The organism is Mesorhizobium sp. B2-1-1 (genome assembly GCF_006442975.2).
Classification (GTDB): Bacteria; Pseudomonadota; Alphaproteobacteria; order Rhizobiales; family Rhizobiaceae; genus Mesorhizobium.
Window position 1 is genome coordinate 1 of sequence record NZ_CP083955.1, and the last position, 26,863, is coordinate 26,863.

The 26,863-nt window shown below is 61.5% G+C and carries 29 protein-coding genes and 2 pseudogenes; 16 read left to right on the forward strand and 15 right to left on the reverse strand.

Going from position 1 to position 26,863, the window contains the following annotated elements; genetic code table 11:
- The 3 genes and pseudogenes from FJ972_RS27715 to FJ972_RS30390 all read left to right on the forward strand — a co-directional run.
- The gene (locus FJ972_RS27715; RefSeq protein WP_140523188.1) at positions 1-936 is read left to right on the forward strand and encodes a choline/ethanolamine kinase family protein; all 936 of its coding nucleotides are present in this window, start codon (positions 1-3) and stop codon (positions 934-936) included.
- Between the two features lie 221 nt (positions 937-1,157).
- A pseudogene (locus tag FJ972_RS27720) lies at positions 1,158-1,416 on the forward strand (IS110 family transposase); the annotation flags it as partial.
- A 23-nt stretch (positions 1,417-1,439) separates the two neighbouring features.
- Positions 1,440-1,729, forward strand: a pseudogene (locus FJ972_RS30390) (transposase); the annotation flags it as partial.
- A gap of 160 nt (positions 1,730-1,889) precedes the next feature.
- Here FJ972_RS30390 and FJ972_RS27730 read toward each other — a convergent pair.
- On the reverse strand, positions 1,890-2,486 hold the full coding sequence (locus FJ972_RS27730) for a TetR/AcrR family transcriptional regulator (protein ID WP_140499631.1): 597 nt from the start codon (positions 2,484-2,486) through the stop codon (positions 1,890-1,892).
- 123 nt (positions 2,487-2,609) lie between these two features.
- Between FJ972_RS27730 and FJ972_RS27735 the strand changes: the two genes are divergently transcribed.
- Positions 2,610-3,809: a RidA family protein gene (locus FJ972_RS27735; RefSeq protein ID WP_140523185.1), complete on the forward strand. Its 1,200-nt coding sequence runs from the start codon at positions 2,610-2,612 to the stop codon at positions 3,807-3,809.
- Positions 3,809-4,966 carry a M24 family metallopeptidase gene (locus FJ972_RS27740; protein WP_140523182.1) on the forward strand — a complete coding sequence of 386 codons (1,158 nt, stop codon included), beginning with the start codon at positions 3,809-3,811 and terminating at the stop codon, positions 4,964-4,966. Before FJ972_RS27735 ends, FJ972_RS27740 begins: the two co-directional genes overlap by 1 nt.
- A gap of 6 nt (positions 4,967-4,972) precedes the next feature.
- Here FJ972_RS27740 and FJ972_RS27745 read toward each other — a convergent pair whose 3' ends face one another.
- A complete protein-coding gene (locus FJ972_RS27745) occupies positions 4,973-5,734 on the reverse strand; it encodes an IclR family transcriptional regulator (protein ID WP_181165404.1) in 762 nt (253 codons plus the stop codon).
- 122 nt (positions 5,735-5,856) lie between these two features.
- On the opposite strand from FJ972_RS27745, the gene FJ972_RS27750 reads away from it, so the two are divergent.
- The 6 genes from FJ972_RS27750 to FJ972_RS27775 all read left to right on the forward strand — a co-directional run bounded on the left by FJ972_RS27750 (position 5,857) and on the right by FJ972_RS27775 (position 10,754).
- Positions 5,857-6,528, forward strand: a complete 672-nt coding sequence (locus FJ972_RS27750) for an amino acid ABC transporter permease (protein WP_140499639.1) — start codon at positions 5,857-5,859, stop codon at positions 6,526-6,528.
- On the forward strand, positions 6,525-7,175 hold the full coding sequence (locus FJ972_RS27755) for an amino acid ABC transporter permease (protein ID WP_140499641.1): 651 nt from the start codon (positions 6,525-6,527) through the stop codon (positions 7,173-7,175). The genes FJ972_RS27750 and FJ972_RS27755 overlap by 4 nt, the downstream gene beginning before the upstream one ends.
- Positions 7,162-7,893, forward strand: coding sequence for an amino acid ABC transporter ATP-binding protein (locus FJ972_RS27760; RefSeq protein WP_140499643.1), 732 nt, complete (start codon positions 7,162-7,164; stop codon positions 7,891-7,893). The genes FJ972_RS27755 and FJ972_RS27760 overlap by 14 nt, the downstream gene beginning before the upstream one ends.
- A 35-nt stretch (positions 7,894-7,928) precedes the next feature.
- The gene (locus FJ972_RS27765) at positions 7,929-8,717 is read left to right on the forward strand and encodes a transporter substrate-binding domain-containing protein (RefSeq protein ID WP_056570895.1); all 789 of its coding nucleotides are present in this window, start codon (positions 7,929-7,931) and stop codon (positions 8,715-8,717) included.
- Positions 8,718-8,796: 79 nt separating this feature from the next.
- Complete coding sequence (locus tag FJ972_RS27770; protein ID WP_140499644.1) at positions 8,797-9,813, forward strand: succinylglutamate desuccinylase/aspartoacylase family protein; 1,017 nt, start codon at positions 8,797-8,799, stop codon at positions 9,811-9,813.
- Complete coding sequence (locus FJ972_RS27775) at positions 9,810-10,754, forward strand: threonine/serine dehydratase (RefSeq protein WP_140499646.1); 945 nt, start codon at positions 9,810-9,812, stop codon at positions 10,752-10,754. Before FJ972_RS27770 ends, FJ972_RS27775 begins: the two co-directional genes overlap by 4 nt.
- A 199-nt stretch (positions 10,755-10,953) precedes the next feature.
- Here the strand turns inward: FJ972_RS27775 and FJ972_RS27780 are convergent, their stop codons facing one another.
- From FJ972_RS27780 to FJ972_RS27790, 3 genes are all read right to left on the reverse strand, one after another.
- Positions 10,954-11,934 (reverse strand): Dyp-type peroxidase, encoded by a 981-nt coding sequence (locus FJ972_RS27780; protein WP_210239471.1) that lies wholly within the window; start codon positions 11,932-11,934, stop codon positions 10,954-10,956.
- Between the two features lie 123 nt (positions 11,935-12,057).
- Positions 12,058-13,119 carry an alpha/beta fold hydrolase gene (locus tag FJ972_RS27785; protein ID WP_140523455.1) on the reverse strand — a complete coding sequence of 354 codons (1,062 nt, stop codon included), beginning with the start codon at positions 13,117-13,119 and terminating at the stop codon, positions 12,058-12,060.
- A 360-nt stretch (positions 13,120-13,479) separates the two neighbouring features.
- On the reverse strand, positions 13,480-14,064 hold the full coding sequence (locus FJ972_RS27790; protein ID WP_140523180.1) for a glutathione binding-like protein: 585 nt from the start codon (positions 14,062-14,064) through the stop codon (positions 13,480-13,482).
- A 470-nt stretch (positions 14,065-14,534) separates the two neighbouring features.
- Between FJ972_RS27790 and petA the strand changes: the two genes are divergently transcribed.
- The 4 genes from petA to FJ972_RS27810 all read left to right on the forward strand — a co-directional run bounded on the left by petA (position 14,535) and on the right by FJ972_RS27810 (position 18,952).
- Complete coding sequence (petA, locus tag FJ972_RS27795; RefSeq protein ID WP_023767325.1) at positions 14,535-15,011, forward strand: ubiquinol-cytochrome c reductase iron-sulfur subunit; 477 nt, start codon at positions 14,535-14,537, stop codon at positions 15,009-15,011.
- Between the two features lie 15 nt (positions 15,012-15,026).
- On the forward strand, positions 15,027-16,322 hold the full coding sequence (locus FJ972_RS27800) for a cytochrome b (protein WP_140523177.1): 1,296 nt from the start codon (positions 15,027-15,029) through the stop codon (positions 16,320-16,322).
- 157 nt (positions 16,323-16,479) lie between these two features.
- The gene (locus FJ972_RS27805) at positions 16,480-18,039 is read left to right on the forward strand and encodes a mechanosensitive ion channel family protein (RefSeq protein WP_140523174.1); all 1,560 of its coding nucleotides are present in this window, start codon (positions 16,480-16,482) and stop codon (positions 18,037-18,039) included.
- Positions 18,040-18,043: 4 nt separating this feature from the next.
- Complete coding sequence (locus FJ972_RS27810) at positions 18,044-18,952, forward strand: pirin family protein (RefSeq protein ID WP_140523171.1); 909 nt, start codon at positions 18,044-18,046, stop codon at positions 18,950-18,952.
- A gap of 48 nt (positions 18,953-19,000) precedes the next feature.
- On the opposite strand, the gene FJ972_RS27815 is transcribed toward FJ972_RS27810, so the two are convergent.
- The 8 genes from FJ972_RS27815 to FJ972_RS27850 all read right to left on the reverse strand — a co-directional run bounded on the left by FJ972_RS27815 (position 19,001) and on the right by FJ972_RS27850 (position 24,053).
- The gene (locus FJ972_RS27815; RefSeq protein ID WP_140523168.1) at positions 19,001-19,432 is read right to left on the reverse strand and encodes a DUF1810 domain-containing protein; all 432 of its coding nucleotides are present in this window, start codon (positions 19,430-19,432) and stop codon (positions 19,001-19,003) included.
- A gap of 45 nt (positions 19,433-19,477) precedes the next feature.
- Positions 19,478-19,759: a GNAT family N-acetyltransferase gene (locus FJ972_RS27820; protein WP_140523165.1), complete on the reverse strand. Its 282-nt coding sequence runs from the start codon at positions 19,757-19,759 to the stop codon at positions 19,478-19,480.
- 51 nt (positions 19,760-19,810) lie between these two features.
- The gene (locus FJ972_RS27825; protein ID WP_140523162.1) at positions 19,811-20,545 is read right to left on the reverse strand and encodes a sensor histidine kinase; all 735 of its coding nucleotides are present in this window, start codon (positions 20,543-20,545) and stop codon (positions 19,811-19,813) included.
- A 209-nt stretch (positions 20,546-20,754) separates the two neighbouring features.
- On the reverse strand, positions 20,755-21,192 hold the full coding sequence (locus tag FJ972_RS27830; protein ID WP_140523159.1) for a CBS domain-containing protein: 438 nt from the start codon (positions 21,190-21,192) through the stop codon (positions 20,755-20,757).
- Positions 21,193-21,250: 58 nt separating this feature from the next.
- Positions 21,251-21,898, reverse strand: coding sequence for a hypothetical protein (locus FJ972_RS27835; RefSeq protein WP_140523156.1), 648 nt, complete (start codon positions 21,896-21,898; stop codon positions 21,251-21,253).
- A gap of 68 nt (positions 21,899-21,966) precedes the next feature.
- Positions 21,967-22,368, reverse strand: a complete 402-nt coding sequence (locus tag FJ972_RS27840; RefSeq protein ID WP_140523153.1) for a cupin domain-containing protein — start codon at positions 22,366-22,368, stop codon at positions 21,967-21,969.
- 71 nt (positions 22,369-22,439) lie between these two features.
- On the reverse strand, positions 22,440-23,198 hold the full coding sequence (locus FJ972_RS27845) for an SDR family oxidoreductase (RefSeq protein WP_140523151.1): 759 nt from the start codon (positions 23,196-23,198) through the stop codon (positions 22,440-22,442).
- A 66-nt stretch (positions 23,199-23,264) separates the two neighbouring features.
- On the reverse strand, positions 23,265-24,053 hold the full coding sequence (locus FJ972_RS27850; protein ID WP_013896613.1) for an alpha/beta fold hydrolase: 789 nt from the start codon (positions 24,051-24,053) through the stop codon (positions 23,265-23,267).
- Between the two features lie 400 nt (positions 24,054-24,453).
- Between FJ972_RS27850 and FJ972_RS27855 the strand changes: the two genes are divergently transcribed.
- Entirely contained in the window at positions 24,454-24,681 is a 228-nt protein-coding gene (locus FJ972_RS27855; RefSeq protein ID WP_013896614.1) for a DUF680 domain-containing protein, read from the forward strand.
- A 204-nt stretch (positions 24,682-24,885) separates the two neighbouring features.
- Here FJ972_RS27855 and FJ972_RS27860 read toward each other — a convergent pair whose 3' ends face one another.
- Both FJ972_RS27860 and FJ972_RS27865 read right to left on the reverse strand, forming a co-directional pair.
- Positions 24,886-25,635, reverse strand: coding sequence for a glucose 1-dehydrogenase (locus FJ972_RS27860; RefSeq protein WP_140523148.1), 750 nt, complete (start codon positions 25,633-25,635; stop codon positions 24,886-24,888).
- Positions 25,636-25,812: 177 nt separating this feature from the next.
- Entirely contained in the window at positions 25,813-26,634 is an 822-nt protein-coding gene (locus FJ972_RS27865) for an alpha/beta fold hydrolase (protein WP_181165403.1), read from the reverse strand.
- Positions 26,635-26,863: the final 229 nt, after the last annotated feature.

The following is a 26,863-nucleotide window of genomic DNA, read 5'->3' on the forward strand; positions in this document are numbered from 1 at the left end:
ATGGAACGGAAGTGCGGAGAAGGCCAATCGGCCTCCGAACTGGCATTGGAAACAATGCTTTCCTTGGTACCCCCATGGCAGGGCAAAGACATCTTTTACCGGCCAATCTTCGGGGGCTTTAGCAATTCTAACTGGCACGTCAGGATCGGAGGTGAGCGTCAGACGTTTTTCCTTAAGATGCCAGGCCCCGGGACCGAGAAGTTTATCGATCGGAGCGCTTCGCTCGAGGCCGGCAGGCGCGCGCACGAACTTGGCATCGGGCCTCGGATCTATAGTGATCTCAGCGACCGCGGCGTGGAAATCAGCGACTTTGTAGAGCGGTCTCGTCCCTGCACCACCCGCGACTTCCACTCCGCCGAGATTAGGGCGCCCACTATTAACTTGTTCCGCACCTTCAACAATTCTGCCCCGCTTCGCTTAACCAAGACCCTGTTTGACATGATCGATGAACATATCGTTCAATTGCGTGAGCTCGGGGCGGCATTCCCGCACGATTTTCCTACCATTCACATGAAGTACCGCACCGCTCGCGCCGCGCTGGAAGCGTCAGGACTGGACATCGTTCCTTGCTGCAACGATCCGGCACCAGCTAACTTCCTGCTGACTGAAGACAGGATCCTGATCGTCGACCTCGAATACGCGTCGAACAACGACCGCTGCTGCGATCTCGCCACCTGGTGTGGGGAAATGGTCCTGAGCGACGTGATGCAGGATGAGGCGATCGAATGTTATTTCGGTCGCGTCGAAGCCAGCACCAAGGCGCGCATGTTTGTCTACCAGATGCTGGGCGACTTGAAATGGTCGCTGTGGTGCATGGTCCAGAACATTACCTCGAGCATCGACTTCGACTTCTACAAATACGGCGTGTGGAAGCAGATGCGCCTGCGCTCGACCCTTCAGAATCCATATTGGGACCGCGCCCTCACGTCCCTGTAGGAGCCCGCCAGCTTCTGGCTCGAGGCTTCCCTTGCCATTCGAGGATTGTTGCTACATCTGGGCAGTGGAGGCCACCGGTGGAATGACTGCTTTCTGCGCTGAAAGCAGACCGTCAGCTTCGTTGTTGGCCACAACCGCGGGAGCCTCGGGTTTGCGCAATGTTGCGAGTGCCAACGCCGGAGGAGGAAGACCGTGGCCGGTTGAGCAGAGTGGGCAGATTAATTAATTGCGAGCAGGGAGTCTCGAAGTCCGGCAATCCTAGGCTCCGGCCGACGCTTGTCTAGGTTGCGTGGGTCTGGGTGCCCCATCAACCCAATTCGCACTGAGCCAGTGGTTCAGGGCGCGAGTCATCCCGAATGGTGGCCGGTGCAAGAAGGCGGCATGGTCGCCCTCGCTCGGAAACTGTTTGTTGCGCTGTGGAAATACGTGAATTCCGGAGTCGTTATAGAAGGAGCTCTCCTGACGAAACCATCAGCATAGAGTAACCGCCCGATTGTCACCGCCTATTCCTAGAGCGCCTCCGAGACGCCTTCGACGCCGGCCAGCTTCGCTTCTTCAGCGATCTCGCTAGCCTGGCCGACCCTGCTACTTTCTGCGCCCAACTGGCTGGACTGAAGCGGATCGAGTGGTCGTTTACGCCAAGCCCCCGTTCGGCGGTCCAAAACAGGTCCTCGCCTACCTTGGTCGCTACACCTACCGCGTCGCCATCGCCAACAGCCGCCTCGTGAGCCTGGATCATGGAGTTCTGGTCAGCTTCCGCTGGAAGGACTATCGCCACCACGACAAGTCCAAGCACAAGCTCATGACCAAGATCACACTTGCGGGGCTGATTAAGCCAGCAACCGAGAATGTCTCAAGGTAAGCCGAGCAGACGACCAATTCTTCAGACAGAATGTCAGAGGAAGCGAGGCTCACTGCTATAACATGGGGTTTCACATTGTCGTTTCGGTGAGTCAGATTTGGATCATCCGTATCAGGCTGCGATAGGTCTTCTCCAACGCGTCAAAGCCACCTTCGCCCAGTGTAATTGGCGCGGCGTTGTCGGCGATCGCCGCGAACAGCAGCGCGGCGTCGCCGGGCACGACATTCGGCGACAACTCGCCGCGCCGGCCCGCCGCCGACAGCGCGCCGGCAAACAACGCCGAGAGCTCCGCGCTGAAATGGCCGAGCATCTTCTGGCCGTCGGCATCAAGGAGGTCGGCATCCTGCCGCAGCCTCGAAATCAGGCTCCAGTTTTGCCCTTCTGTGCCGGCTGGGTTGAAATGCCGGAAGCGGGCGCGGCTGTAGGCGATCATCGCCTCGACCTGCTCCTCGAGGCTTGACCCCTCATGCGACCAGACAGCCCGCAAGCCGCTCAGCGTCGCCTGCATGTAGTCGTCAAGCACCTCGTCGACGAGCGCCTGTTTGTTGCCGAAATGATAGTGGATGTTGGCGCGCGTCGTGCCGAGCGCCGCCGAAATATCCCCGAAGCTGGTGCCGCGATAGCCGTGGCGCACCAGAAGCTCCAGCGCCGTATCCTTGATCGCCTGTCTGGTGTCGGTCTCGTCCATGCTTCCATCATAGCCAAATGCGTTGGCCGTGGACGCCGAAGCTTTGCTGCATCCCCAGCATTTGACGGAACACTGACTTGCAGGTAAGTAAGTAGAAAATCAGCGGGAGGATACGTGGTGCGGATGCGGACATTCAGCGATATCGAAGGATCGGCGCCGCAGGCCGTCCGCGCCGGTGACCTGGTCTTCATCGGCGGGCTGATGGCGACGGACGTCAGCGGCAATATCGTCGCAACCGGCATAACGGGTCAGGCGCGCGTCATTTTCGATCGGCTGGCGGCCCTTCTCGCCCAGGCCGGCGCCGGCATGACCGATGTGGTCAAGCACAACATCTATTTCAGTTGCAAGGCCGATGCCGTGGGCGCCTTGCTCGACGAACTCGATGCCGTGCGCGCCGGCTGTTTCACCGCTCCCGGCCCGACCACCACCGAAATCCGCTGCGGCCTCGACCGCGAGGGCGCGCTGCTGATGGTCGACGCCTGGGTGGTGATCGGCGGCAAGCGCGAACTGCTCGACCCCCCGGGTCACTGGCGCTGGCGCAGGGAGCTGCCCTTCGTCCATGGCTGGAAGGTCGGCGACATGCTGTTTGTCGGCGGCCAGCGCTCGCTCGATGCCGAAGGCAATGTGCTCGGGCTCGGCGACATCGAGGTGCAGACCGACGAGGCCTTCCGCAACCTCGACACCATGCTGCGGTCGGGCGGCGGCGACCGCCACAGCCTGATGCGCCAGAACACCTATTTCCGCTTTTTCGGCGAAGGCCGCGAGGTCACCGACTACTGGGAGAAGATGACCAATGTGCGCCGCCGCTACATGTCGGTGCCTTCGGCGGCCGGTGCCGGACTGCGCATCCAGGGCATGGGCAATGCCGGCGAACTGATCCAGGTCGAGGGCATCGGCATGCTCGGCGACGACAAGCAGCGCCTGCAGCCGGCCAACCATTGGGACTGGAGCATTCCCAACACCCAGTTCACGCAAGGTTGGAAGATTGGCGGGCTCGCCTTGATCGGCGGCCAGATCTCGGCCGACAACAAGGCGCAGGCCGTCGGCGACGACATGGAGACGCAGACCCGCAACGTCTTCGAGTTCATCCGCCGCACGCTGGCCGAAGGCGGGCTCGACGAAAGCGACGTCGCCAAGCTCTATATCTACTATCACGCCGAAGGCAGCTGGGCCGGGATCGAGGCGACGCGCGCGGTGATTGCCCGCGTGCAGCGCGAATTCTTCCCCGAGCCCGGTCCGGCGGTGACTGCGATCCGCGTCGCCGGCTTTGCCTTCGAGAACCTGCTGATCGAGATCGAGGCGATGGCGGTGACGCGAGGCTAATGTCGAAACACGATTTCACCGCCGCCGAATTCGCCGATCGTCTGGCGCGTGTCCGCGCCGCCATGGCCGCACGCGACCTCGACTGGCTGATTGCCGTTCACCCCGCCTCCATCCATTGGCTGACCGGCAGCGACGCCAAGAGCTACCAGGAATTCCAATGCCTGCTGGTCGGCGCGCGCAACGAGCCGCTCGTCGTGCTGACACGCCAGGGCGAAGTGCACGAATTCGAAACGGATTCAGCTGCCGACGAGGTGCATGGCTTCGGCGGCGGCGAGAACGAGGATCCGGTCGCGGCCTTCGCCGACGTGGCGCGGCGCCACGACGTGCTAGGCAGGCGCGTCGGCCTCGAAGTGCCGGCCTACTATCTTCACCCACATCATTGTCTCGGCCTTCGCGCCGTCATCGGCGATACCTTGCTTGCCGAGGCGACGGAACTGATCGCCGGCCTGAAGCTGGTGAAGTCGCCGGCCGAGATCGCTTATATCAGGCGCGCGGCGGCCCTTGCCGACCTTGGCATGGAGCGTTTTGCCGGCGAGTTCGCGGCGGGCCTGTCGGAACTGGCGCTGGCCGGCACCATCCACGAGACCTTGCTGCGCAACGGCAGCGGCATCGCCGCCAGCCCGATCAACCTCGTCTCCGGCCCGCGCTCCGCCTACAGCCACGGCGCGCCGACCGCGCGCCGGCTTGAACATGGCGATTTCGGCAATCTCGAATTCGGCGCCACCTTCAACCGCTACACAGCCACCATCGGCCGCAATTTCGCGCTGGGCAAGCCGACGCCGCGCATGGCCGAACTGCACGACATCGTGCTGCGCGCCGGCGACGCCATGATCGCGGCGATTCGCGACGGCGTGCCGGCAACCGTGCCGCACCAGGCGGCCCGCGCCGTCATCGGCGAGGCCGGGCTCGAAGCCTGCCGTGTCCACACGTCCGGCTATGCGCTGGGGCCAGGCTTTCCGCCGAGCTGGGCCGAGCCGCTGCACATGATCGGCGACAGCCCGCACATGCTGAAGGCCGGCATGGTGGTCACCATCGAGCCGCCGGTCTATATCGGCGCCGAAGGCCTTGGCGCCCGCATCATCGACAATGTGCTTGTCACCACGGCCGGTGCGGAGGTGCTGTCCCGCACGCCGCGCGACATCATCGTCGCGGGCTGAGCCTCCCTACCCTCCAAGCTCATGCGCGATCTCGGCACAAGCGAGCTTCAGCCGCGCCAGCATGGCCTCGAAATTGGGCGCGGCGCTGCGTCGGCTGACCGCCGCCACCGTCACGCAGGCCACGGCGCGCCCGTCGCCGGCGATGATCGGACAGACGACGTCGGTCACGCCGATGATGTCGCGGCTCTCGTGGATGATGGCGCCGCGCTCGCGCACCGCGTCGAGTTCGGCGGCGAGCGTCGTCGGGTCCGGCGGCTCACGCATCAGCATCAGGCATTCGGCGATCATCCGGTCACGCACGGGCTTGGGCTGGAACGCCATCAGCACCAGGCCGGAATGGGCATCCGCCAGCGGCCGGCGATAGCCGAGCTTGAGCGAGAAGTTCATGTCCGCCCCGCCCGATGCCGCCGCGATGATGACGGTTTCACCGCGATGCGCGACGACCAGATGCGCCGCCTGGTGCACCTCCTCGGCGAAGCGCTCGACGATGGGGGCCGCCGTGCTGACCAGGTCGCGGGCGCGCGCCGTCTGCATGCCAAGCCCGAACAGCTTGTTCGACAGCATCAGCCCCTCGCCGCCCTCATCGCGCTGGAGGTAGCCGCGCGCAAGCAGCACATGGACCATGCGGAAGATCTCGTTCTTCGATCGCCCCAGTTCCTCGGCGATCTGGCGCGTGCCCATGCGCTGGCCGGCATTGGCCAGCAATTCGAGGATATCCAACCCCTTTTCCAGGGCCGGCGCGCTGTAATTCAGCTTGTCGTCCGTCATTTGCATCCGCTTCATAGATGACGCTTGACGTCACATATGAAGCGACGATAGCGTGGTGTCCAGCAAATCCGAGCGGAAAATAGCGATCTGCCTGGAGTTGCATAGGGGGACGCTCTACTTCCATGAGCTATAATTTCAAATTTGATGTCCTGCTGCGCTATATCCCCGAGATTGTGCAAGGCGTGCTGCTGACCTTGCAGTTCTCGGTCGTCACCATGCTCTGCGGCCTTGCCATCGGCTTGATCGTCGCCATGGCCTCGATCAGCCCGCTGATGCCGCTGCGCGCCTGCGCTCGCGTCTATGTCGAGGCGCTGCGCAACACGCCGCTGCTGGTGCAGCTGTTCATCGTCTTCTTCGGCCTGCCTTCGATCGGCATCAAGCTTGGCGCCAACACCGCTGCGCTGATCGCGCTGTCGATCAACATGGGCGCCTATGGCGCGGAGATCCTGCGCGCCGGTTTCCAGTCGGTGCGCCAGAGCCAGGTCGAGGCTGGCCGCTCGCTCGGCCTCACCGCCGGCCAGACCTTCCGCCATGTCGTGCTGTTCCAGGCGGTCAAGACCATCTACCCGGCGCTGGCCAGCCAGTTCGTGCTGATCATGCTGACCACCAGCGTCGTCTCCTCCATCGGCGCCACCGAGCTGTTCCACCAGGCCGCCTTCATCGACTCGCGCACCTACCGCTCCTTCGAGACCTACACGCTGATCACCATTTCCTATCTCGTGCTGACCCTGGGCTTCCGGGCCTTCTTCGCCGGCGTCTACTGGATGGTCTTCGTCAGGAGGCCGCGCCGATGATCCGCGAATTTGGCGGCACCGATATCGTCTACCTGATCGAGGCCGCGCGCTGGACGATGCTGCTGGCGCTCACCGCCACGGTGGGCGGCGGGCTGCTCGGCATCGTCGTCGCCGTCCTGCGCGTCATCCCATTCAAGCCGCTCAACTGGCTGGCCATCGCCTGGATCAACCTGATCCAGGGCACGCCGCTACTCGGCCAGCTCTTCGTCTTCTTCTTCGGCCTGCCGCTGATCGGCCTCTCGGTCGACGCCTGGACGGCGGCGGCACTTTCCCTGTCGATCTACGCTTCGGCCTTCTTCGGCGAGATCTGGCGCGGCAGCCTGCAATCGGTGTCGCAGCGGCAATGGGAGGCGGGTGCCGCGCTCGGCCTCACCTACGCGCAGCGCCTCGGCCATGTCGTGCTGCCGCAGGCGATCCGCATCTCCGTCGCGCCGACCGTCGGCTTCCTCGTCCAGTTGGTGAAGAACACCTCGCTCACCGCGCTGATCGGCTTCGTCGAACTGACCCGCGCCAGCCAGATCATCAGCGGCGCGACCTTTGCCCCGCTGCCGGTCTACCTCACCGCCGCCGCCATCTATTTCGTCATCTGCTTTTCCCTCTCCCAGCTCGCCCGCATGCTGGAAAGGAGACTTCATGTCGCTCGTTGAAATCGCCGATATCCGCAAGCGCTTCGGCGCCATCGAGGTGCTGAAGGGCATCTCGCTCAACGTGGAAAAAGGCGAGATCGTCGCCGTCATCGGCCGCTCCGGCTCGGGCAAGTCGACCATGCTTCGCTGCATCAACGGGCTGGAGAAGGTGCAGGCCGGCCGCATCGTCGTCGACGGCATCGACGTCACCGCGCCCAGGGCCGACCTCAACCTTCTGCGCCAGCGCGCCGGCATGGTATTCCAGAGCTACAATCTGTTCCCGCATCTCAATGTCGAGCGCAACGTCACGCTGGCGCTGAAGCTGGTGCGCAAGCTCGACACGCCGGCCGCCCGCGAAGTCGCCCGCGCCGTGGTCGCCAAGGTCGGCCTCGCCGACAAGCTGCTTGCCTATCCCGACGAATTGTCCGGCGGCCAGCAGCAGCGCGTCGCCATCGCGCGCTCGCTGGCCATGCAGCCGACCCTGATGCTGTTCGACGAGATCACCTCGGCGCTCGACCCCGAACTGGTCGGCGAAGTGCTGCGCGTGCTCGAAAGCGTCGCCAGCGAAGGCATGACCATGATGCTCGTCACCCATGAGATGAACTTTGCCAAGAACGTCGCCGACCGCGTGATCTTCATGCATGAGGGCCGCATCCACGAGGATGGGCCAGCGCGTGAGACCTTGCTCGAGCCTCGTACGGCCGAACTCAGGAGCTTCCTGAGCGCCGTCCTTCACTAGGAAAAGAAAGTCCAACCAGAAAAAGGGGAAGTTCCATGTTCAAGCATCTCACCAGGATCGTCACAGCCGTGCTCCTGGCCGGCGCCGTCTCGGCAATGCCGGCGCGAGCGGCCGACCTGCAGAAAATCCTGTCCGCTGGCACGGTGCGCATCGGCGTGCCGATCGACGTGCCGCCCTTCGGTTCGGTCGACGCCAAGAACGAGCCGGTCGGCCTCGATGTCGACATGGCCAGGAAGATCGCCGAGGCGCTGGGCGTCAAGCTCGAACTGCAGCAGATCACCGGCGCCAACCGCGTGCCCTATCTGGTCACCGACCGCCTCGACATCGTCATCGCCGCCATGGGCGCGACGCCGGAACGCGCGCTGCAGATCGCCTTCACCTCGCCCTATGCGGCGCTTTCGATCGGCGTCTTCGGCCCCGACAGCATCACGGTGAAGAGCCCGGCCGAGCTCAAGGACGAGACCATCGCGGTGGCGCGCGGCACGACGCAGGATCTCGAACTGACCAAGGCCGCGCCCAACGCCAAGATCGTGCGCTTCGACGACGACGCCACCGCCGCAGCCGCTTTCACCTCCGGCCAGGCGCAACTGCTGGCCACCGCCGATGTCGTGGCCAAGGATTTGATGGACAAGGACGCCAAGGTGCAGCTGAAACCCAAATTCATCCTGCAATTCTCGCCCTGCTACATCGGCATCCAGCAGGGCAGCCCGGAGCTGCTTCGCTGGCTCGACACCTACATCCATCTCGGCATGCTCGACGGCTCGCTCTCGGCGCTGTCGCAGAAGTGGATCGGCACCACGCTGCCGACCCTGCCGCCGATCTGACTTCTTCGGCGGCGGGGGCCTTTCCGCCCTCGCCGCCTCTCCCTCGCCACCTCCATCCCCTAGAGTTTCAAAGAGAAACATGGCCCGCATGTCCACCGCCCGCACCACCATCGATTTCGACCGTTCCGGCAAGCAGATCGGCTTCGTCGACATTCCGCATTCGCCGCATGACGACGCCTGGGGCGCGACCCGCATTCCGCTCGCGGTGATCCGGAACGGCAGCGGGCCGACCGTCATCCTGCAGGCCGGTAACCATGGCGACGAGTATGAGGGGCCGATCACGCTCGGCGAACTCATCCGCGATCTCGACCCGGGCATGGTCAGCGGCCGCATCATCTTCCTGCCGGCGATCAACCTGCCGGCCGTGCTGGCCGGCCGCCGCACCTCGCCCGTCGACGGGCTGAACCTCAACCGCACGTTCCCAGGCGATCCAACCGGCACCATCACCCAGCAGATCTCGGCCTATGTCAGCGACGTCGTCATGCCGCTTGGGCATGCCTATATGGATCTTCACTCCGGCGGTTCCTCGCTCAACATCCTGCCCAGCGCCATCATCGAGCCGGCGCCCGACGCCGCCCACCGCAAGCGCAACACGGAGGCGGTGCTCGCCTTCGATGCTCCGCTCACCGTCGTCATCGACAATCTCGGCGAGCCGCGCACCTCCACGGCCACATCGGTGAGGGCCGGGCTGACCACGGTCGGCACCGAGATGGCCGGCGCCGGCACGGTCTCGCTCGACGCGCTCGGCATCTGCCGCAAGGGCGTGCGCAATGTGCTGAGCCACCTCGGCGTGCTGCCGCCGACAGGCAGGCCGCCTGCCGCGAGGCCCGAAAACATCCTGCGCATTCCCGGCCATGACGGCTATGTGCTGGCCACCACCAATGGCGTGTTCGAACCGTTCCACGCGCTGGGCGCCGAGGTCCATGCTGGCCAGGACGCCGGCCGCATCCACGACCTGGCCGACCCCGGCCGCGCGCCCGAGACCGTGCGCTACCTCTCGGACGGCATCGTCTATGGCCGCCGCCAGCCCGGCCGTGTCGTTGTCGGCAATTGCTGCGTCACCGTCGCTACGCGCTATGAAGGAGAGCTGGCGTGATCGCGCTGGAAGACATCCGTACTGCCGCCGCGCGCATCGAAGGCAATGTCAGGCGTACGCCGATGATTGCCGCCGGCAACCTCAAGACGCCGCTGGCCGGCGGCGTCGACCTGCTGCTGAAGCTGGAACTGCTGCAGGTCACCGGATCGTTCAAGGCACGCGGCGCCACCAACAGGCTGCTCTCGCTCGACCCCGCCGCGCTGGAGCATGGCATCGTCACCGCGTCGGGTGGCAACCATGGCATAGCCACCGCCCGCGCGGGCCTCATGGCCGGTGTGCCGGCCACCATCTTCCTGCCGACCAACGCCTCGCCGGCCAAGATCGAGAAGCTGCGCGCCTGGGGAGCGGCCACCCACATTGTCGGCTCGGCCTGGCACGAATCCAACGAGGCCGCGCAAGCCTTCGTCCGCGAAACCGGCGCCGTCTATTTCCATCCCTTCGCCGACCCGGCTGTGGTCGCCGGGCAAGGCACGGTCGGCCTCGAAATCCTCGACCAGATGCCGGATGTGACGACAGTGTTGGTCGCCATGGGCGGCGGTGGGCTGGTCAGCGGCGTGGCGACAGCGATCAAGGCGCTGGCGCCGCATGTGCGCGTTATTGGAATTGAGGCCACAGGCTCGCCGGTGCTGCTGCGCGCCCTCGAAGCCGGACACAATGTGGCCCTGGACAAGATCACGACATCTGTCGCGACGATGGCCTGCGCCAAAACCGACGATCGCATCTTCGACATTGTGCGCGATAGCGTCGATGAGATCGTGCTTGTCGACGATTCCGAGATGCTGTGCGCCGCCAAAAGCTTGTGGTTCGAGATGGGCCTTGCGGCTGATCTAAGCGGTGCTGCCGCGGTTGCCGCAATTGCGGAGGGTCGGGTGCGGTTCAGCTCAGGCGAGTGCGTCTGTGCCATCATCTGCGGCGCCGGACCAGATGGAATTCAAGGATAGAGCTGACCGAATGTCAGCAGCGAAAAATACCAGACCAAGTTCCAGACTGCGTTTTATGCGACTTTCGAGCACAGACCGGAAACATCGACCGTTTCCGTTCATCGCCCAAGGCCAGTGTAGCGTTGGAAAGCCAAAGTGGGGGTGTCGTTCGTGCGTTTCATATTCGGTGGGGAACCTGTTGACGGTTACTCCAAACAGGTCAACCCGACAGGCCCGGACCAGTGGTCGAGATGACTTCCCCCGTTGCAAGGTTCTCCAGGAATGTCGTCGACGGGACGAAGAACAATGTGCCAGTGACTGCGCGGCTGAAGTCCAGTAACCGATCGTAGTTGCCTGGCGGCCGGCCGATGAACATGTTTTCCAGCATCTGCTCGATTCTGCGCGGAGAACGGGCGTAGCCGATGAAATAGGTACCGAACTCACCCTTGCCGACGTCGCCGAACGGCATGTTGTCGCGTACGATTTCCAACTGCTCTCCGTCCTCGACGATCGTGGTCAGCGCATTGTGCGCCGAGGTCGGTTTCACGTCATCGTCCAGTTCGATATCTGAGAGCTTTTTTCTGCCAACAATTCCCTCTTGATCCTCGATTGGAAGCGCGTTCCATGCTTTCAGATCATGCAGGTACTTCTGCACGATCACATAGCTGCCTCCGGCAAATGAGGGGTCCTCCTCGCTGATGATCGCGGCCTTGACGGCGCGCTCATCCACCGGGTTCTCTGTGCCATCGACGAAGCCGATCAGGTCGCGGTCATCGAAATAGTTGAAGCCGTGCACCTCATCCGCCGTGGAGACTGCGCCGTCGAGCTGCGACATGATCTGTGTCGCCAGTTCGAAGCAAAGGTCCATACGCGATGCACGAATGTGAAAGAGGATGTCGCCCGGCGTCGAGACGGCATGATGCTGACCTTGGATTTCGCGAAATGCATGCAGGTCCTTCGGTCTGGGGGCTCCAAACAAGCGGTCCCAGACATCGGAACCAAACGCCATGACACACGAGAGCCGGCCCTCGAGGTCACGGGAGCCGACCGCGCGCAGAAGTGTGGAAAGATCGCAACATAAGGCGCGCACGGTCGCTTCGTGTTCTGGTCCGGAAATGACCGTCACAACAAGAAATATCGCGGCCCGCGTCAGTTGCGCGACGACCGGTTGAGCAACAGCGGATGGCAATGTCGAATCCACAACAGATCCCTTTCAATCTTGATCGAAACGCCACTGGTCGACCGGCATAGGGCCGGAGGGGCGGAGTTGGATTTACCCAATTCGCGGATCATCTCCGCATCAGTTGGTCACGAGTTCGCCCGATCAGTATTCGCCGACGTCTATGACTGCCTGGGCGAAAGCCTGTGGGGCTTCCTGCGGCAAGTTGTGGCCAATTCCGCCCGTGATGGTCCGATGCGCGTATCTGCCCGAAAATTTCTTGGCATAGGAACTGCTGTCGGGGTGGGGTGCGCCATTGGCATCCCCCTCAAGGGTGATGGTCGGCACCGTGATCAACGGGCTCTCGGCCAGCCGTTTTTCCAGGCCGTCATATTCCGGTTCGCCTTCGGCAAGCCCGAGCCGCCAGCGGTAATTGTGAATGACGATGCTGACGTGATCCGGGTTGCCGAGGCTCGCCGCGCTGCGCTCAAAGGTGGCGTCATCAAAATCCCATTTCGGCGAGGCGATCCGCCAGATAAGGTTTGCAAAATCGCGCCGGTATTGTTCGTAGCCGGCCCGGCCGCGTTCCGTCGCAAAATAGTACTGATACCACCATTGGAGCTCGGCCTTCGGCGGCAGCGGCATTCTGTTTGCCGCGAGACTGCCGATCAGATAGCCACTGACCGAAACGAGAGCTTTGCAACGCTCCGGCCAGAGCGCCGCTATGATGCAGGCTGTGCGCGCGCCCCAATCATAGCCGGCGACGATTGCCTCGCCGATGTTCAGCGCGTCCATCAATTCGATGACATCGACAGCCAGCACAGACTGCTGGCCGTTGCGGACAGTCTGACTTGAAAGAAAGCGCGTGGTGCCACAGCCACGCGAATAGGGAACGATCACGCGATATCCCGCCATCGCCAACAGGGGAGCGACATCGACAAAGCTGTGGATGTCGTAGGGCCAGCCATGAAGGAGGATAATAACGGGACCATTGGACGGACCAGCTTCAGCGTAGCCGACGTTCAGCAGGCCGGCGTCGATTTGCCTGAGCGCTGCGAACGAGGCAGCCGGCAATGGTCCTGCCGTTGCTCCGTCCAGCCCTGAAACGCGTTGCGCCTCGGCTGAGCGAACTGTCGCGAACTGAGCAGCAGCCAGACCCATTGCAGCAACGCCGACGAACGCCCTGCGATAGGGATCAATTTGTCCCGGCCGTCTTGTATTTTCCATTCTTGCAACCTCTTTCACGGCACCGTCCGGATGCCACCTGTTATGGCGCGGCACCGGCATCAGCTTCATTCATCGGCTTGGCGTTCCCGGCCGGCATGCCTTGGCAACCCCCTTGGACAGCCGAGGCGTCGGTGGCTCCGCCGAGCGCTGTTCAGACATACATTGAGCTGGAATGACGCGATCACATGGGAAGGTCATGCCGAGTCCCGCCTCGCCTTCCATGCTTAGAAATTCGGGGCGTAGCCCGTCGCCGCGCTTGGTAGCGATCAGGTGGAGGTTCTGCAGGAACAGAAGCATGGACAAACTCCTTCGTAATGTGTCGTGGCTGAAGGTTGACACGACACGCGGCCGGTCTCGCACTTAGACAAGGCCCTCGCGCTTCATTGCGATGCGAACGGCCGGACGGGCCGCTATTCGGGCGCGCAACGCTTCCAAAGGAGCTGGAACAGGGACTTGGAAGCGGACTGCCCAAAGAAGCATCACGAAAAGGTAGAAGTCCGCTACGCTGGGTTTCTCGCCGAACAGAAAATCCGTCTTGAGACCGTCCGCGAAGAGATCAAGTTGCGATGTAATCGTGGTCCGCGCCTTGGCCTTTTCAGCATCGCTGCCTTGGTGCCACATGGGTTTGAAGCTTCGGTGTATTTCGGTCGAGACGTAGGTCAGCGCTTCGAGAACGCGGGTACGGCCCATTGGCCCTTCCACTCCCAGTGCCGGGTACTGCGACGCAATCCAATCGAGGACGGCGATATTTTCTGTCAGCGTTTCCCCGCTATCCAGCACGAGGGCAGGAACATACCCCTTGCGCGTGACCGTGGTGAAATCATCACCGGAGCCCGTTCGTTTGGTTTTGAGATTGACCGTTTCGCGCTCGAAGGCGGCACCCGCCTCCTCCAGTGCTATGTGGTCGGCCAGGCTGCAGGCGAGAGGGCTATAGTAAAGTTTCACGGGTTTTCCCTTTTTGAATCCTGACGAAGCTTCGCAATTGTCCGGCGGCGGCGCCCGCCTAGCTGGGCACTTGCCAGCGGCGTCCATCAGGTTCCAGAAGATCTCACTTGCCGGGGAGGAAGGCTACGACACCGACAGGTAGGCGTGCCTATGCCGAGGTATGATCAAGCCAAGCAATCGTTCTGCGATTGCCCGTGCAATGCCGGAATCCCGCTCAAGTGGGGAACGGCAACAACCAAGGATTCGCATCCACTACGCCTGGCGTCCTCGAAAGTCCCGCAGTCCTTCGCTCAGGGCTCATAAACGAAAGTATTGGACACATGGGCCCTTGGCACGATGGCCCACATCCCGCTGCGGCCGGCATAGTTCAACTCGAAATGAGCAAACGCGAACGGCGAAAGGCCGCGGCCGGGTTTTCCGACTGCACGCCGACGCACTGAAGCAGCTTTCCAATCAGAGGAGTCGTCGTCATGGCCGAGCTATCCCAGACCGAAACCGGCACTGCCGCATTGCCCGCCGAGGCTGTGGCCGCGGTGGAAGTCGACGTCTCCTCGCTGATGCCGGGAATGTCGCTGGTCGTGCAATGGCGCGGCAAGCCCGTCGTCGTGCGCAACCGCACGGAGAAGGAAATCAAGGACGGCAGAGCTGTCAGCTTGGCCGAGCTCAAGGATTCGGTCGCCCGTAACGCCAATCTGCCGGCCGATGCGCCTGCAATCGACGCCAACCGCACAGCGCCGGGCAAGGAAGCCTGGATCGTGATGGTCCAGGTCTGCACGCATAGCGGCTGCATCCCGGTTGGTCAGCAAGGCGAGTTCGGAGGCTGGCTCTGCCCGTGCCACGGCTCGCAATACGATACTGCCGGCCGCATCCGCAAAGGCCCAGCGCCCGAGAACATGGCGGTGCCGGTGTTCCAATTCATTTCCGACACCAGAATCCGTATCGGCTGAGATGGGGCAATTTCGATGAGCGACAAAAATTCGACCTATACGCCCAAGACCGGTATCGAACGCTGGTTCGACGCCCGCCTGCCGCTGCCGAGGTTGGTGCACGATAGCTTCATCGTCTATCCCGTCCCGCGCAACTTGAACTACGCCTATACGTTCGGCGGCATTCTCACGGTCATGCTGGTTTCGCAGATCCTGACCGGGATCGTGCTTGCCATGCATTACGATCCAGATACCGGGTTGGCCTTCAATTCAGTCGAGAAGATCATGCGCGACGTGAATTCGGGATGGCTGCTGCGCTCTCTCCACGCGAACGGCGCCTCCTTCTTCTTCATTGCCGCCTACATCCATATCTGCCGCGGGCTCTACTACGGCTCTTACAAGGCGCCGCGTGAGCTGCTGTGGGTGCTCGGATGCACCAACCTCTTGCTTATGATGGCGATCGCCTTCATGGGCTATGTGCTGCCCTGGGGACAGATGTCGTTCTGGGGAGCCACCGTCATTACCAACTTTTTCACGGCCATCCCACTGGCCGGCGACTGGTTCCAGCGGCTCCTGCTCGGCGGTTTCGCGGTCGGCAATCCGACGCTGAATCGCTTCTTTGCGTTGCATTACCTGTTGCCGTTTGTGCTTGCAGGTGTGGTGACCTTGCATGTCTGGGCGCTTCACGTCGTCGGGCAGAACAATCCAGCCGGCATTGATGTGAAATCAAAAACCGATGTCGTGGACTTCACACCCTATGCGACCGTCAAGGACGCGTTCGGCATCATCGTGTTCCTGTTCTTCTTCGCCTATTTCGTCTTCTACCTGCCGAACTATCTCGGCCATCCTGACAACAACACCGTCGCAAATCCGCTCAAGACGCCTGCGCACATGGTGCCGGAATGGTACTTCCTGCCCTTCTATGCGATCCTGCGCGCCATCACCTTCAATGTCGGGCCGATCGATTCCAAACTTGGTGGCGTGCTCGCCATGTTCGGCTCGATCGTGGTGCTTTTCGTCGTGCCGTGGCTCGACCGGTCCAAGGTTCGCTCGGCCGTTTACAGGCCATGGTACAGGGTGTTCTTTTGGCTCTTCGTCGCCAACGGACTGTTTCTCGGCTGGCTTGGTTCGCGGCCGGCCGAAGGGAATTACGTCGTCATGTCTCAGTTGGCGACGCTTTACTACTTCGCCTTCTTCCTGATCGCACTGCCGGTGCTAGGCTTAATCGAGAAGCCACGGCGGCTGCCCAACTCGATCACTGAAGCGGTGCTCGAGAAGAACAAGGGGGCCGGCGGCAAAGGCGCGATCGCCGTGGCCGGCGACCAAACGTAGATGGGAAGAGGCGATGATCGTGTCTCGCCAGCCCGTCTCAAAGGCGCCGATAGCAACACGCTTTGGACCGAACCGTTGCGTCGAGGCGACGAGACAACTTTATGTCGAGCGCCAGCAACCGCTCTGCTCCGAATGATGAAAAACAGGGATTGCGATCATGGTCGATCTGGGTCCGGTGATGAACTGGTGGAACTCACCTCTGATCTACATCGTGTCGCTCGGCCTCGCCGGAATCGTCGTTTGGAACCTCGTTCCGGGACGCTTCGCCAATGCGAGGTTGATCGTCCAGCTCGTCTTTTTCCTCGCAATGTCGATCATGGTTCTCGAACTGCGGGTCGTCCCATACGAGCCCGCACGAAGCGATGGGACGACCAGTGGAGCGATCCTCATCGGATCGGTCAAGCTGCTGTGGTGGGTCCATCTTGCCTGGGCGCTAATTGGGTTTGTCCGTATCTATATCGTGTTCGAGCGGCAGCCGCGCGAGGCACGCCTCCTGCAGGATGTCGTGGTCGGCATCATCTATACGGGAATGCTCCTTTCAATCCTGGCGTTCGTCTTTGCCGTGCCGGTCGGAACGCTCATCGCCACGTCGGGCGTCTTTGCCGTCATGCTAGGTTTGGCGCTCCAGAATACGCTTGGCGACGTATTTTCGGGAATCGCGCTTAACCTCGGCCGCCCTTATGTGCTTGGAAACTGGATCATTCTGAACGACGGAACCGAGGGCCGCGTCGTAGAGACCAATTGGCGCTCGACCCAACTCCTCACCCCGGCCCACAACGTCATCGCACTTCCGAACAGCCTTGTCGCCAAAATCGGGGTAACAAACCTTAGCGGCCCAGACGAGAGCCATGGACTTACCGTGACGGTAAAGATGACTCTGACCAAGACGCCGGCTATCATCGTAGACACGATGCGCATGGTCCTCCTGAGCTGCAACTCGATCCTCCAAGACCCTTCGCCCGTGGTAGCCATCACAAGCCTGGATGCGGCGGCAATCGGGATCGAGCTGTCATTTCGCGTCGCCAGCCTTGACCAGCGGATTACAGCTCGGAACGAAATTTTCGATCTGGTCTATCGCCATTCAAGGTCGGTCGGGGTGCTGCTGGCAGCGCCACTTTCGGCTTCGATTGCCATGACCTCCCAGCCAATCGACGGGACGGCGACCTCCCAAGGCTTCGCCGCGATCGACCTGATCAAGGCCATACCGATCTTCTCGACGCTAACGGATGCCGAGCAGGAGGCGCTTGCCGCGACGATCCTGGTTCGCAGCTACCGCAAGGGCGACGTCATTGCAGAACAAGGAGAGATGCTGCCATCCCTCATGATTGTCCGGAAGGGCGTCATCGTCCGGCAACATGTCCAAAGCAATGCTAACGTGCAGGAGGTTGGCCGGCTTGCACCTGGCGACTTCTTCGGCGAGACCGGCCTGCTCGCAGGTATTGGCGAGACGTCGACATTGCGGGCGATGACCCACGTCTTGGTCTACGAGATAGACCAGCAGAGGTTCGCGCCGCTCCTGCACGACAGGCCCGAGATGGCCGAAGATCTTGCGGCAACCCTGTCGAGGGGGACGTTGGCCTATGGCGAAACCGGCATCCCCGGCCAGCAGCACAAGAGCTCCAAATTTGCGCTCCTGAAAGCCATTCAGGCTGTCTTCCACACCGCCCCATTGGAGCACGCTCGAGCACGTGGTCGACCAGGCATTCGAAAGGACTAGATTCATGACCATCCGCCAAAGCGACATCGTCGGCATCGACCCACTTAGGCAGCCGAGTATGCGTGATTTTGCCGACGGTTTGAAGGTACGGCGCGTACTGCCCTCCTCGAACCGCCTGATGATCGGTCCCTACATATTGTTCGACCATTTCGGCCCCGCGGTATTCGACGCAGGTCGCGGTTTCGACATGGGGCCGCATCCGCATATCGGGATTGCGGCCGTGACCTATCTGTTCGACGGGGAGATTATCCATCACGACAATCTCGGTGAAGTGCAGACCATCCGCCCCGGCGAGGTCAACTGGATGACGGCCGGGTCCGGCATCGTCCATTCCGAACGCACGTCGCCAGAAGCCCGAGCACCAGGAAGCAATCTCTTCGGCGTTCAGGCCTGGGTGGCCCTCCCCACCAAGCACGAAGAAGTTGCCGCCCACTTTTCACATTATGGCGCTCCCGAAATCCCACGGATCTGTGGCGACGGGGTCGAGTTCACTTTAATCGCCGGGGTTTCCGACGGGTTGGTGTCTCCGGCAAGGACGTACTCCGACCTGGTCTGCGCCGAAATCGTGCTCACCAGCAGTGCGCGATATCAGGTGAAACCCGGATATCTCGAGCGTGCGATCTATGTTGTCGCCGGCGAGATCGAAGTCATGGGCCAACTTGGCACGTTCGGTGAAGGCGAATTGATCATGCTGGAGCCGGACGCTGAGATCGTGCTCCAGGCGCCTGCCTTCCATGCCGCGCGGCTGATGCTGATCGGCGGCGAGCCTCTTTCCGAACCACGTTATGTTCATTGGAACTTCGTCTCCTCCTCAGCCGAACGGATTGAGCAGGCAAAGGCGGACTGGCGCGAAGGCCGCTTCCCCGACGTACCAGGCGAACACGGGTTGATGCCTCTGCCACAGGAAGAATAGGGCGGTGACGGTTTCGGCGGTGGCCACATCCGCCGGTCGCCGGCGGCGTTATGACATCGAGTAGAGTTTGCGCATCGTGCCCTCGTCGATTTGACCGTCGAACCAGACGTCGAAGATGGTCTTGAGCAGGAACTCGTCGTTACTTGCTTCGGAAAACAGCGTTAGGGACGCGTGCAATTTCTTTGTATCTTCATCACCGAAGACCGCGCGAGCACTTAGATTGGAAAGTCGTTGCAGTGTGCCGACGCATTCCCGATAACGACCGCCCAGTATCGGCGATTGGAGGTAAGCGCCTGCCTCGTCGAGTGATGTGATCGCGTACGGATCGGCGTCAGTGTCGCTTAGCCCGGCAGCCAACCTCGGGAAGATCAACTCCATGTATGGAGTACACATCACGCCTCGACGCAGTATAGCCAGGGCGTCGCCGTAGACCGGATCCTGAGCGTTGACGAACCTCTGCAAATTATATTGGTCGTCCATCTCGACTCAGACCTTTTTTTGCAAACAGCTGTATTCGGGGCCTGATCACCCTGCAACGACATCGGTGTATTCCGGATACCTGGCGACGAAGCCGCTCATGAAGGGACACTTCAAGACCGCTTTGCGGCCCGTTTTGCGGAGCAATTCGAAGGTGCCTTGCGCCAACCGCGACGCGATCCCCTGTCCGGAAAATTCCAAAGGCACTTCGGTATGTATCAACACTACCTTGCCGTCTTGGAGCGAATAGTAGGCCACTGCGAAGGCTTGACCGGTGATCGGGAGCTCGAACCGATGCTGCTGAATGTTTTCTGTGACCTTTGCGTGCATCTCTATCTCTCGATGTGCGTTGCGTGAGGCTGGATGTAGCTTGCCCGGTCGCTATCGCATCGCGGGCAGACGTAGCGTGACAGTTGTGCCTGCCCCGGGCGCGCTCTGAATATCGATGCTTCCGCCTGACTCTTCGGCAAAGCGCTTGACCATTGGCAGGCCGACGCCGCCGAGGCCCTCCGTTTTTGTGGTGAAGAAGGGATCGAATGCGAAGGCAATCGTCTCGGCGGTCATTCCCACACCGTGGTCGGCGGTGGTGATATCCACCTGAGCGGCTGAGGAGCCATCAAAGACCACTGCGGTATTTATCGAGATCAGGCCTCCGTTGGGAGATGCATCGCGCGCGTTGAATACCAGGTTCAGAATCGCGTTCTGCAAATCCAGGCGATTGCACCTCACTGAAGGCAAGTCCGGCGTCACTCGAACCTCGAGGCGGATCTTGGGATCCGACGCACTTCGAATGAGGGTCTCGATTTCAGCCAGACAGGCGCCGACATTTGCATATTCGCTTTCTCTGCGGCTCTCTCGGGCGGAACTGATAGTCTGGCGGACAAGCGCGCCGGCTCGTTCCAGGGCAGTTCTGGCGCCCGAAATTACATGCCCAAGCGCTGGAGCCGCCGAGACGCTCGGGTCACGGGCCAGGTGATTCAATGCCGACGAGGCGACCTGGATGAGATTGCCAAGGTCATGAACGATGCCGGCGGTCGCTAGCTGAATGGGCAGGCCATCTCGTGGAATCTCGGGCGGGCTGTCGAAGACATCCACTTTCACTTCCGGACGAGACATTGTAACCCTCATGTTTGCTCACGCAGAATTCAGTTGCTTGAAGACGGTACAATAGAGGACGGGAGTGGTCGATTAGATCGAGTAAGAAGCCAAACCATATTGCAGTATATGTCCCGCGATCTGCGGACCATCGCCAGTGGGGGACCAAACATCTCGCGAGACAGATCTCCCGCTCTTTCGTGCTCATCGCACCGTCGCGAGATTCTCCTCTATTGGTAGCCAACGCCCCCGATATAGTTGGCGAGCAGCCGCTCCTGGAGCTCTTCCTGTTGGAAGAGCGCCTTCATCGCGTCGCGGATATCGAGGACGCCTATCGGCTTGGCGCCGCCGCCGAGCACCGGTAGGTTCTGGAGCCGCTGTGTTGTCATGGTCTGCCAGACCGAATGCAGGTCGTCATCGGGCCCACAGGATACGAAAGACCGGCTCATCAGTGTCGATACCGGCGCTTCCGCCGGCCCCGAATTCGCCAGATGACGGACAAGGTCGGACTTGCTCAGCACGCCTGCCGCCTCGCCACTGCCATGGCATACGACAACCAGGCCTATGGCCGGCTTGGACAGCCATAGCGCGGCTGCCCGCAGCGACGTGTCGAGGTCGACCGCCGCAAGGCGCGCCGATGTTTCTGGATGTAGACTGTCAATTCGCATGATGCCCTCTTGAGGCGTCTCGCGGCCGCAGCCGGAGAGATCAGGTTCGAGGTTTCGCTTACTCTTCGAAGGGAGTGTTCATCACAAAATCGACGGAAGACGGCGCCTTGTAGCCGGCCACAAAGCGCTCACCGAAATCCCGGGCAAAGTTGTCGTAGGTCGTTTCCGGGTTCACCTTGGCGATGTGACAAAAGCATCGCGTCATCCGCCGCTTCATTTGAAGACGCGGAAATTCGCCGACGATCCTGGCTATCTCGGCGGAAGAGATGAAACTGTATTGCAGGCCCACGACATCAAGGCAGATGCCGGCTGTGCACAGCGCCACCTCGGCCTCCTTGTAGAGGCCGATCGACGGCGTCGAGTTGAGTGCGACGCTGTCCCATATCAACTGAGCACGACGCTCGTCGAAGCCGCCTTGCCGGACGAAGGCGCGAGCCAGATCGGCGCCTTCCACCTCGAAACGGCGCGGCCCGGCGAAGGTCTCGTTGAGCGTGACGTCGTGCAACAGGGTTCCGACGGCAACAACTTCACCGTCGTGCTCGATGTTCTGGACCTGTGCGATGCGGACGGCGAAAAGCCATGATCGAACCACGTGGTTGAACAAATACGGTTCACATAGCTGGCGGGCATGTTCGATCGCCCGGCCGACAAGCGGCGTATCGGGGACCGAAACCCCTGCAAGCGTGCGCCTGGCGATCGCATCCATGTCAGTGCCTTTCCTTCGCCGATTGTGTGTCGGTTTGACGCCCTTACCTTGGCAAGGGCGTCACCAGTTCATTTCGCGTAGGTCGTCAGGTTGGTCTCGTTGGTATCGACGACGAAGATCGCAAGCAGGCGAGCGCGTTCCGTCTTGCTGGCGTTTTCACTGACGGCGTGATGGTCGCCCGGAAATTCCGAGAAGCTTTCGCCTGCACGGTACGTCTTCACGGGCCCACCGTTGACCTGGCTTCGGATCGCCCCCTCCAGCACCGTGGCATAGATGAACGCGGAACTGGGATGGGTATGCGCCGGCGATGTCCCGCCCGGCCCGTACTCGACGAGCACGGCTTTCAAGCTCTTGCCGGGCACATTTGGAAGGGCGTGGTCGTAGACGAGCTTCACGCTGTCCGCGTCTTTGGCCATTGCTGCGGTGACGGATGCGGCGGCGAGCGCTGCACAGAGGAGTTTCCTGATCATGTCCGATATCCTTGTTGGAATGAGAGCTAGGGAATGCTGGTCTGATGGGTCGCGAAACCGGCGTTCAGTACTTACGCCGGTGGCGTGTATCGGCTGAGCCAGTCGTCGAAGTGGACGGCGCCGATACGCGCGTTCTCGCCGGGGACAAGCGTTTGATCGTCGATTGCCACTTGACCGTAGTAGAGAGCGCCAGGATCCGAGACGATTTTGCGCGGATCGTTGGTGGCCTTTAGAAAGCGACCGACGAGCTCGCTCATACGAACGCGATCGGGGCCGGCAATTTCGATCGTGCCGTTCACTGGCGCTGCTAGGGCGACGTCCGCCATCGCATCGGCAACGTCGTCGGCTGCCATTGGTTGGAAGTACGCCGGTGACATGTGGACGGTATCCCCTACGGCGCCGGTGTTTGCGATGGCGGCGGTGAACTCGAAGAACTGTGTGGCGTGCACGATCGTGTAGGGGATAGCGGACTCCTTGATCAGCTTTTCCTGAAGCAGTTTGCCGCGGAAATACCCCATGTCCTGCAGCCGGTCGGTGCCGACCACAGACAGCGCGACGTGATGGCGGACGCCGGCGGCCGCTTCGGCTGCAAGAAGATTACGCCCGGATGCCGCGAAAAATTCGAGCGCGGCCTTTTCCTCGAATGACGGTGAGTTCGCGAGATCGACGACGACCTGTGCCCCGGCAAGAGCGACGGCCAGCCCTTCTCCGGTGACGGTGTTCACTCCCGAATTCGGTGAGGCCGCAAGCACGTCGTGTCCCTTCCTGCGCAGTCTTTCCACAGTCTTGGAACCGATCAGCCCGGTTCCGCCGATGACGACGATCTTCATTTCCAATCTCCTTTGTTGAGGGTGTTGATTTGCGGGGTGTTGGTCGAATGTCGGCTTTCCGGCGAGCTACTCGCTGGCCGATGCGGCGTCCTCGATAAGTGAGGTGACCTCGTCGGGGTGCGAGACCATGAGCGCGTGGGACGCACCCTCGATGACGACCGTCTTCACGGCGTGCGCGCGCTTGGCCATGAAGCTCATGACGGCTGCCGGGATATTTCGGTCATCGGTGCCGTAGATCATGTAGGACGGCAGCGTTTTCCATGAAGCTACGCCCGAGGGCTCGGCCAGGGCTGCCTGCGCGATCGGGCGTTGGGTGGCGGCCATCAGCGACGACTGCTCTTCGGGAACGTCAGCCGCGAACTGGGCTCGGAATTTGTCCGGCTGGATGAAGAGATCCTGGCCGCCGTTCGGCGACGCGACTGGAGCAAGCGCGCTTGCCAAAGTGCTGCCGGGAAACATGCTGGACAAGGTGGCGCTCGATTCGCCGTTATCCGGCGCGAATCCGGCCACGTATACCAAGGCCTTCACATTGGGATTGCCGTTGGCGGCTTCGGTGATCACGGGTCCGCCGTAGGAATGCCCCACCAGCACGATCGGTCCGGGAACCGACCGGATGATGGCCGAGACCGCCGCGGCATCGCTGGCGACGCTGCGGAGGGGATTGGCTGCCGCCTTCGCCACATAGCCGTCCCTGCCGAGTTTGGTTATGACCGCGTCCCAACTCGACGATTCGGCGAAGGCCCCGTGCACCAGCACGATCGTCGGCTTGGGCTTCGCTCCGGCCGCCTGCGCCGTTGCGCCACCCGCGACGGCAAGCGCGGCGGCCAGCGCCAGGATTCCAGTGACATTTCGCATTTGCTTTCTCCTTTGTCGGCCTTCCGTTTGACCAATGTGGAGAAGGATGCGCCGATCCGGGGCGCCGACCTATTGTGCGGAATGGTCGGTCATACGATGCCAAGGTGCAGGGTGGGTCATCGCTGCGATCAGGTGACCTGGGTATTCCGCACGCGGATCGCCGGCAGCGCAGGGGTTCGTGACCAATACAAATCCATGGAGCTGCTGCCTCCAAACACCACTGCCGCCCCGGCGTAACGGCAAGACTCCCACCGCGAACGACATTGCCCCTGACCTTAGGCCTTCACAGCCCATGCTTTCGTATGGATCAAACAGCCACATCGTCTGATCGTTCCGCAATGACGCAGCATTTATATTGTTATTGTGAATACGATCCAAAATTAACCATGGAGTTACCAAAATGAAGAACACATCTCTTGCTGCCGCAATCCTTCTTGTTGCAGCAGGAAACGCCGTCGCCGGAAGCGATCACTACGGATCAAACTCGGTCCAGCAACCCGCAACTTCTTCCGAGAGCATGCACACCTCCTCGATCAGGAAGACGGGCAACGATGCCGGCGTGCAGGAGACCGTGCGCAAGCCGATTGCTCCCAGCAAGGACCCGGGCCAGGGCATCTGGGGTCACTAGCACCCGAAAATTGTAGAACCTGGAAGGACCGGGGCGTCGCCCCGGTCCTCTTCACGCTTTCCAAAGGACCTTGAAAGTGCGTGGGGGCCCTGACACAGGTTCTGAGACCGGGGAGCTATAAAACCACCTTTCACCTTGGATCTGGCCGAGTGGGATGGCGATCGACGCTCGACCGTCAAACGGCAGCGACTTGGCTACCCCAGCTCAAAGCAATGCCATTCCGCCGTCGACCCGCAGATTGACACCGGTGACAAAACTGCTTGCGTCCGATGCCAGGAACAGAGCGGCTTTTGCCAGTTCTTCCGGCTGGCCCATTCGACCAAGGGGAATTGCTTCGGCCATGGACTTCTCGAAGGATGCTCGCATTTCGGCCGGGACACCCAGTTTGTCGAGAATAGCCGTATCCACGGGGCCGGGGCTGAGCACGTTGACGCGTATGCGACGCGATTTCAGTTCTATCGCCCAACTGCGCGCGAAGGCGCCGATGGCTGCCTTGGAGCCTGCATAAACGGCATGGCCTTCCAAGACCTTCTCGCTGGCGATTGATCCCGTCAGTATGACTGCGCCGCCATCGCGCATCAGCGGGATCAGTTTCTGCACACCAAAGAAGACGCCGCGCGCATTGATAGAGAACTGCGCATCGTACTCGGCTTCGGAAACTGCCGACGAATGCGTGATGGTGTTCACGCCGGCGTTCGCCATATAGATATCGAACGCCCCAAACCTCTGATGGATCTGTCGCGCGACATCCTCGTGGTGCGCCACGTCGGCTACATCACCCTGAATGCCCAGTGCGCCGGCTCCGATCTCGGAGACTGCCTCCTCGACCGCACGCTGTCTCCGGCCGGTGATTACGACCTGCGCCCCCTCCGACGCGAAAGCTTTCGCGGCGAATAGCCCAATCCCACTGTTTCCCCCGGTGATCAACGCGGTCTTTCCTGAAAGTATACCCATTTGCATTGCCTCTGATGATTTTCACGAGAGCCGCCGCAGTTGCCAACCGCAGTTCTCAGCGTGAACTCGGACGGCTGAGACCAGAAAGCATCTCCAGGAGCCATCGATGCTGAGTTTTCATAGTCAGGCTGGCCGCACCGGTGTTGTGCGGCCAGCCATGACCGCCGCTTGAGAGCACTAGCCCTTGATGAAGGCGAGCAGATCGGCGTTCACCTGGTCCTGGTGTGTGGCCGTGATCCCGTGGGGCGCGCCGGGGTAATATATGGCCTTTGCGCCCTTGATCAGCCGCTCCGACTTGACTGACGAATCCTTGACCGGGACGATCTGGTCGTCCTCGCCATGCAGGATCAAGGTCGGTATATCGAATTTCTTGAGGTCCTCGGTGAAGTCGGTTTCGGAGAACGCTTTGACGCATTCATATGCATTCACGAGACCGACCTGCATGCTCCAGAGCCAGAACTGATTCAGAACCCCCTGGGAGACCGTGGCGCCTGGCCTGTTTGCACCATAAAACGGCTGTGCGAGGTCCAGATAGTGCTGCGAGCGATCCTTGAGGAGGCCGGCCCTTATGCCGTCGAACACTTCGATCGGCAGACCTTCCGGATTGGCCGGCGTTTTCACCATGATCGGCGGAACAGCGGCGATAAGAACAGCCTTGGCCACGCGTTCCGTCCCGTGCCGCCCGATATAGCGAGCGACCTCGCCTCCCCCGGTTGAATGCCCGACCAGCGTGGCGTCCCGGAGATCCAGCGCCTCGATCACGGCTGCAAGATCGTCCGCGTAGCCATCCATGTCGTTGCCGGAGGTGGCCTGGCTGGAGCGGCCATGGCCCCGCCGGTCATGAGCAACCACGCGGAAGCCATTATGGGCCAGAAAGAGCATCTGTGCATCCCAGGCGTCGGAATTCAGCGGCCAGCCGTGTGAGAAGGTTATTGGCGGACCCCTACCCCAGTCCTTGTAATAGATTTCCGTACCGTCCTTGGTTGTGATGGTGCTCATTGTTTTGCGTCCTGATTGAGGGGTGGGAACATGTGGGTTTTGCTGGGCGCCGGATGACGAAGCGACTGGCAGTCCGGCTATGACCGCTGCTGAAAAACTGGCCAACAAGACGTCGCGGCGGGTTGCACCGAGGGTGAAAAGTCCATCCATACTCATCGTGTCCATCCTTGGTGAGCGGCTTCTCGGGTCGGCTCACCATCACGATCACCGGGTCGACCTGCACCGTCGC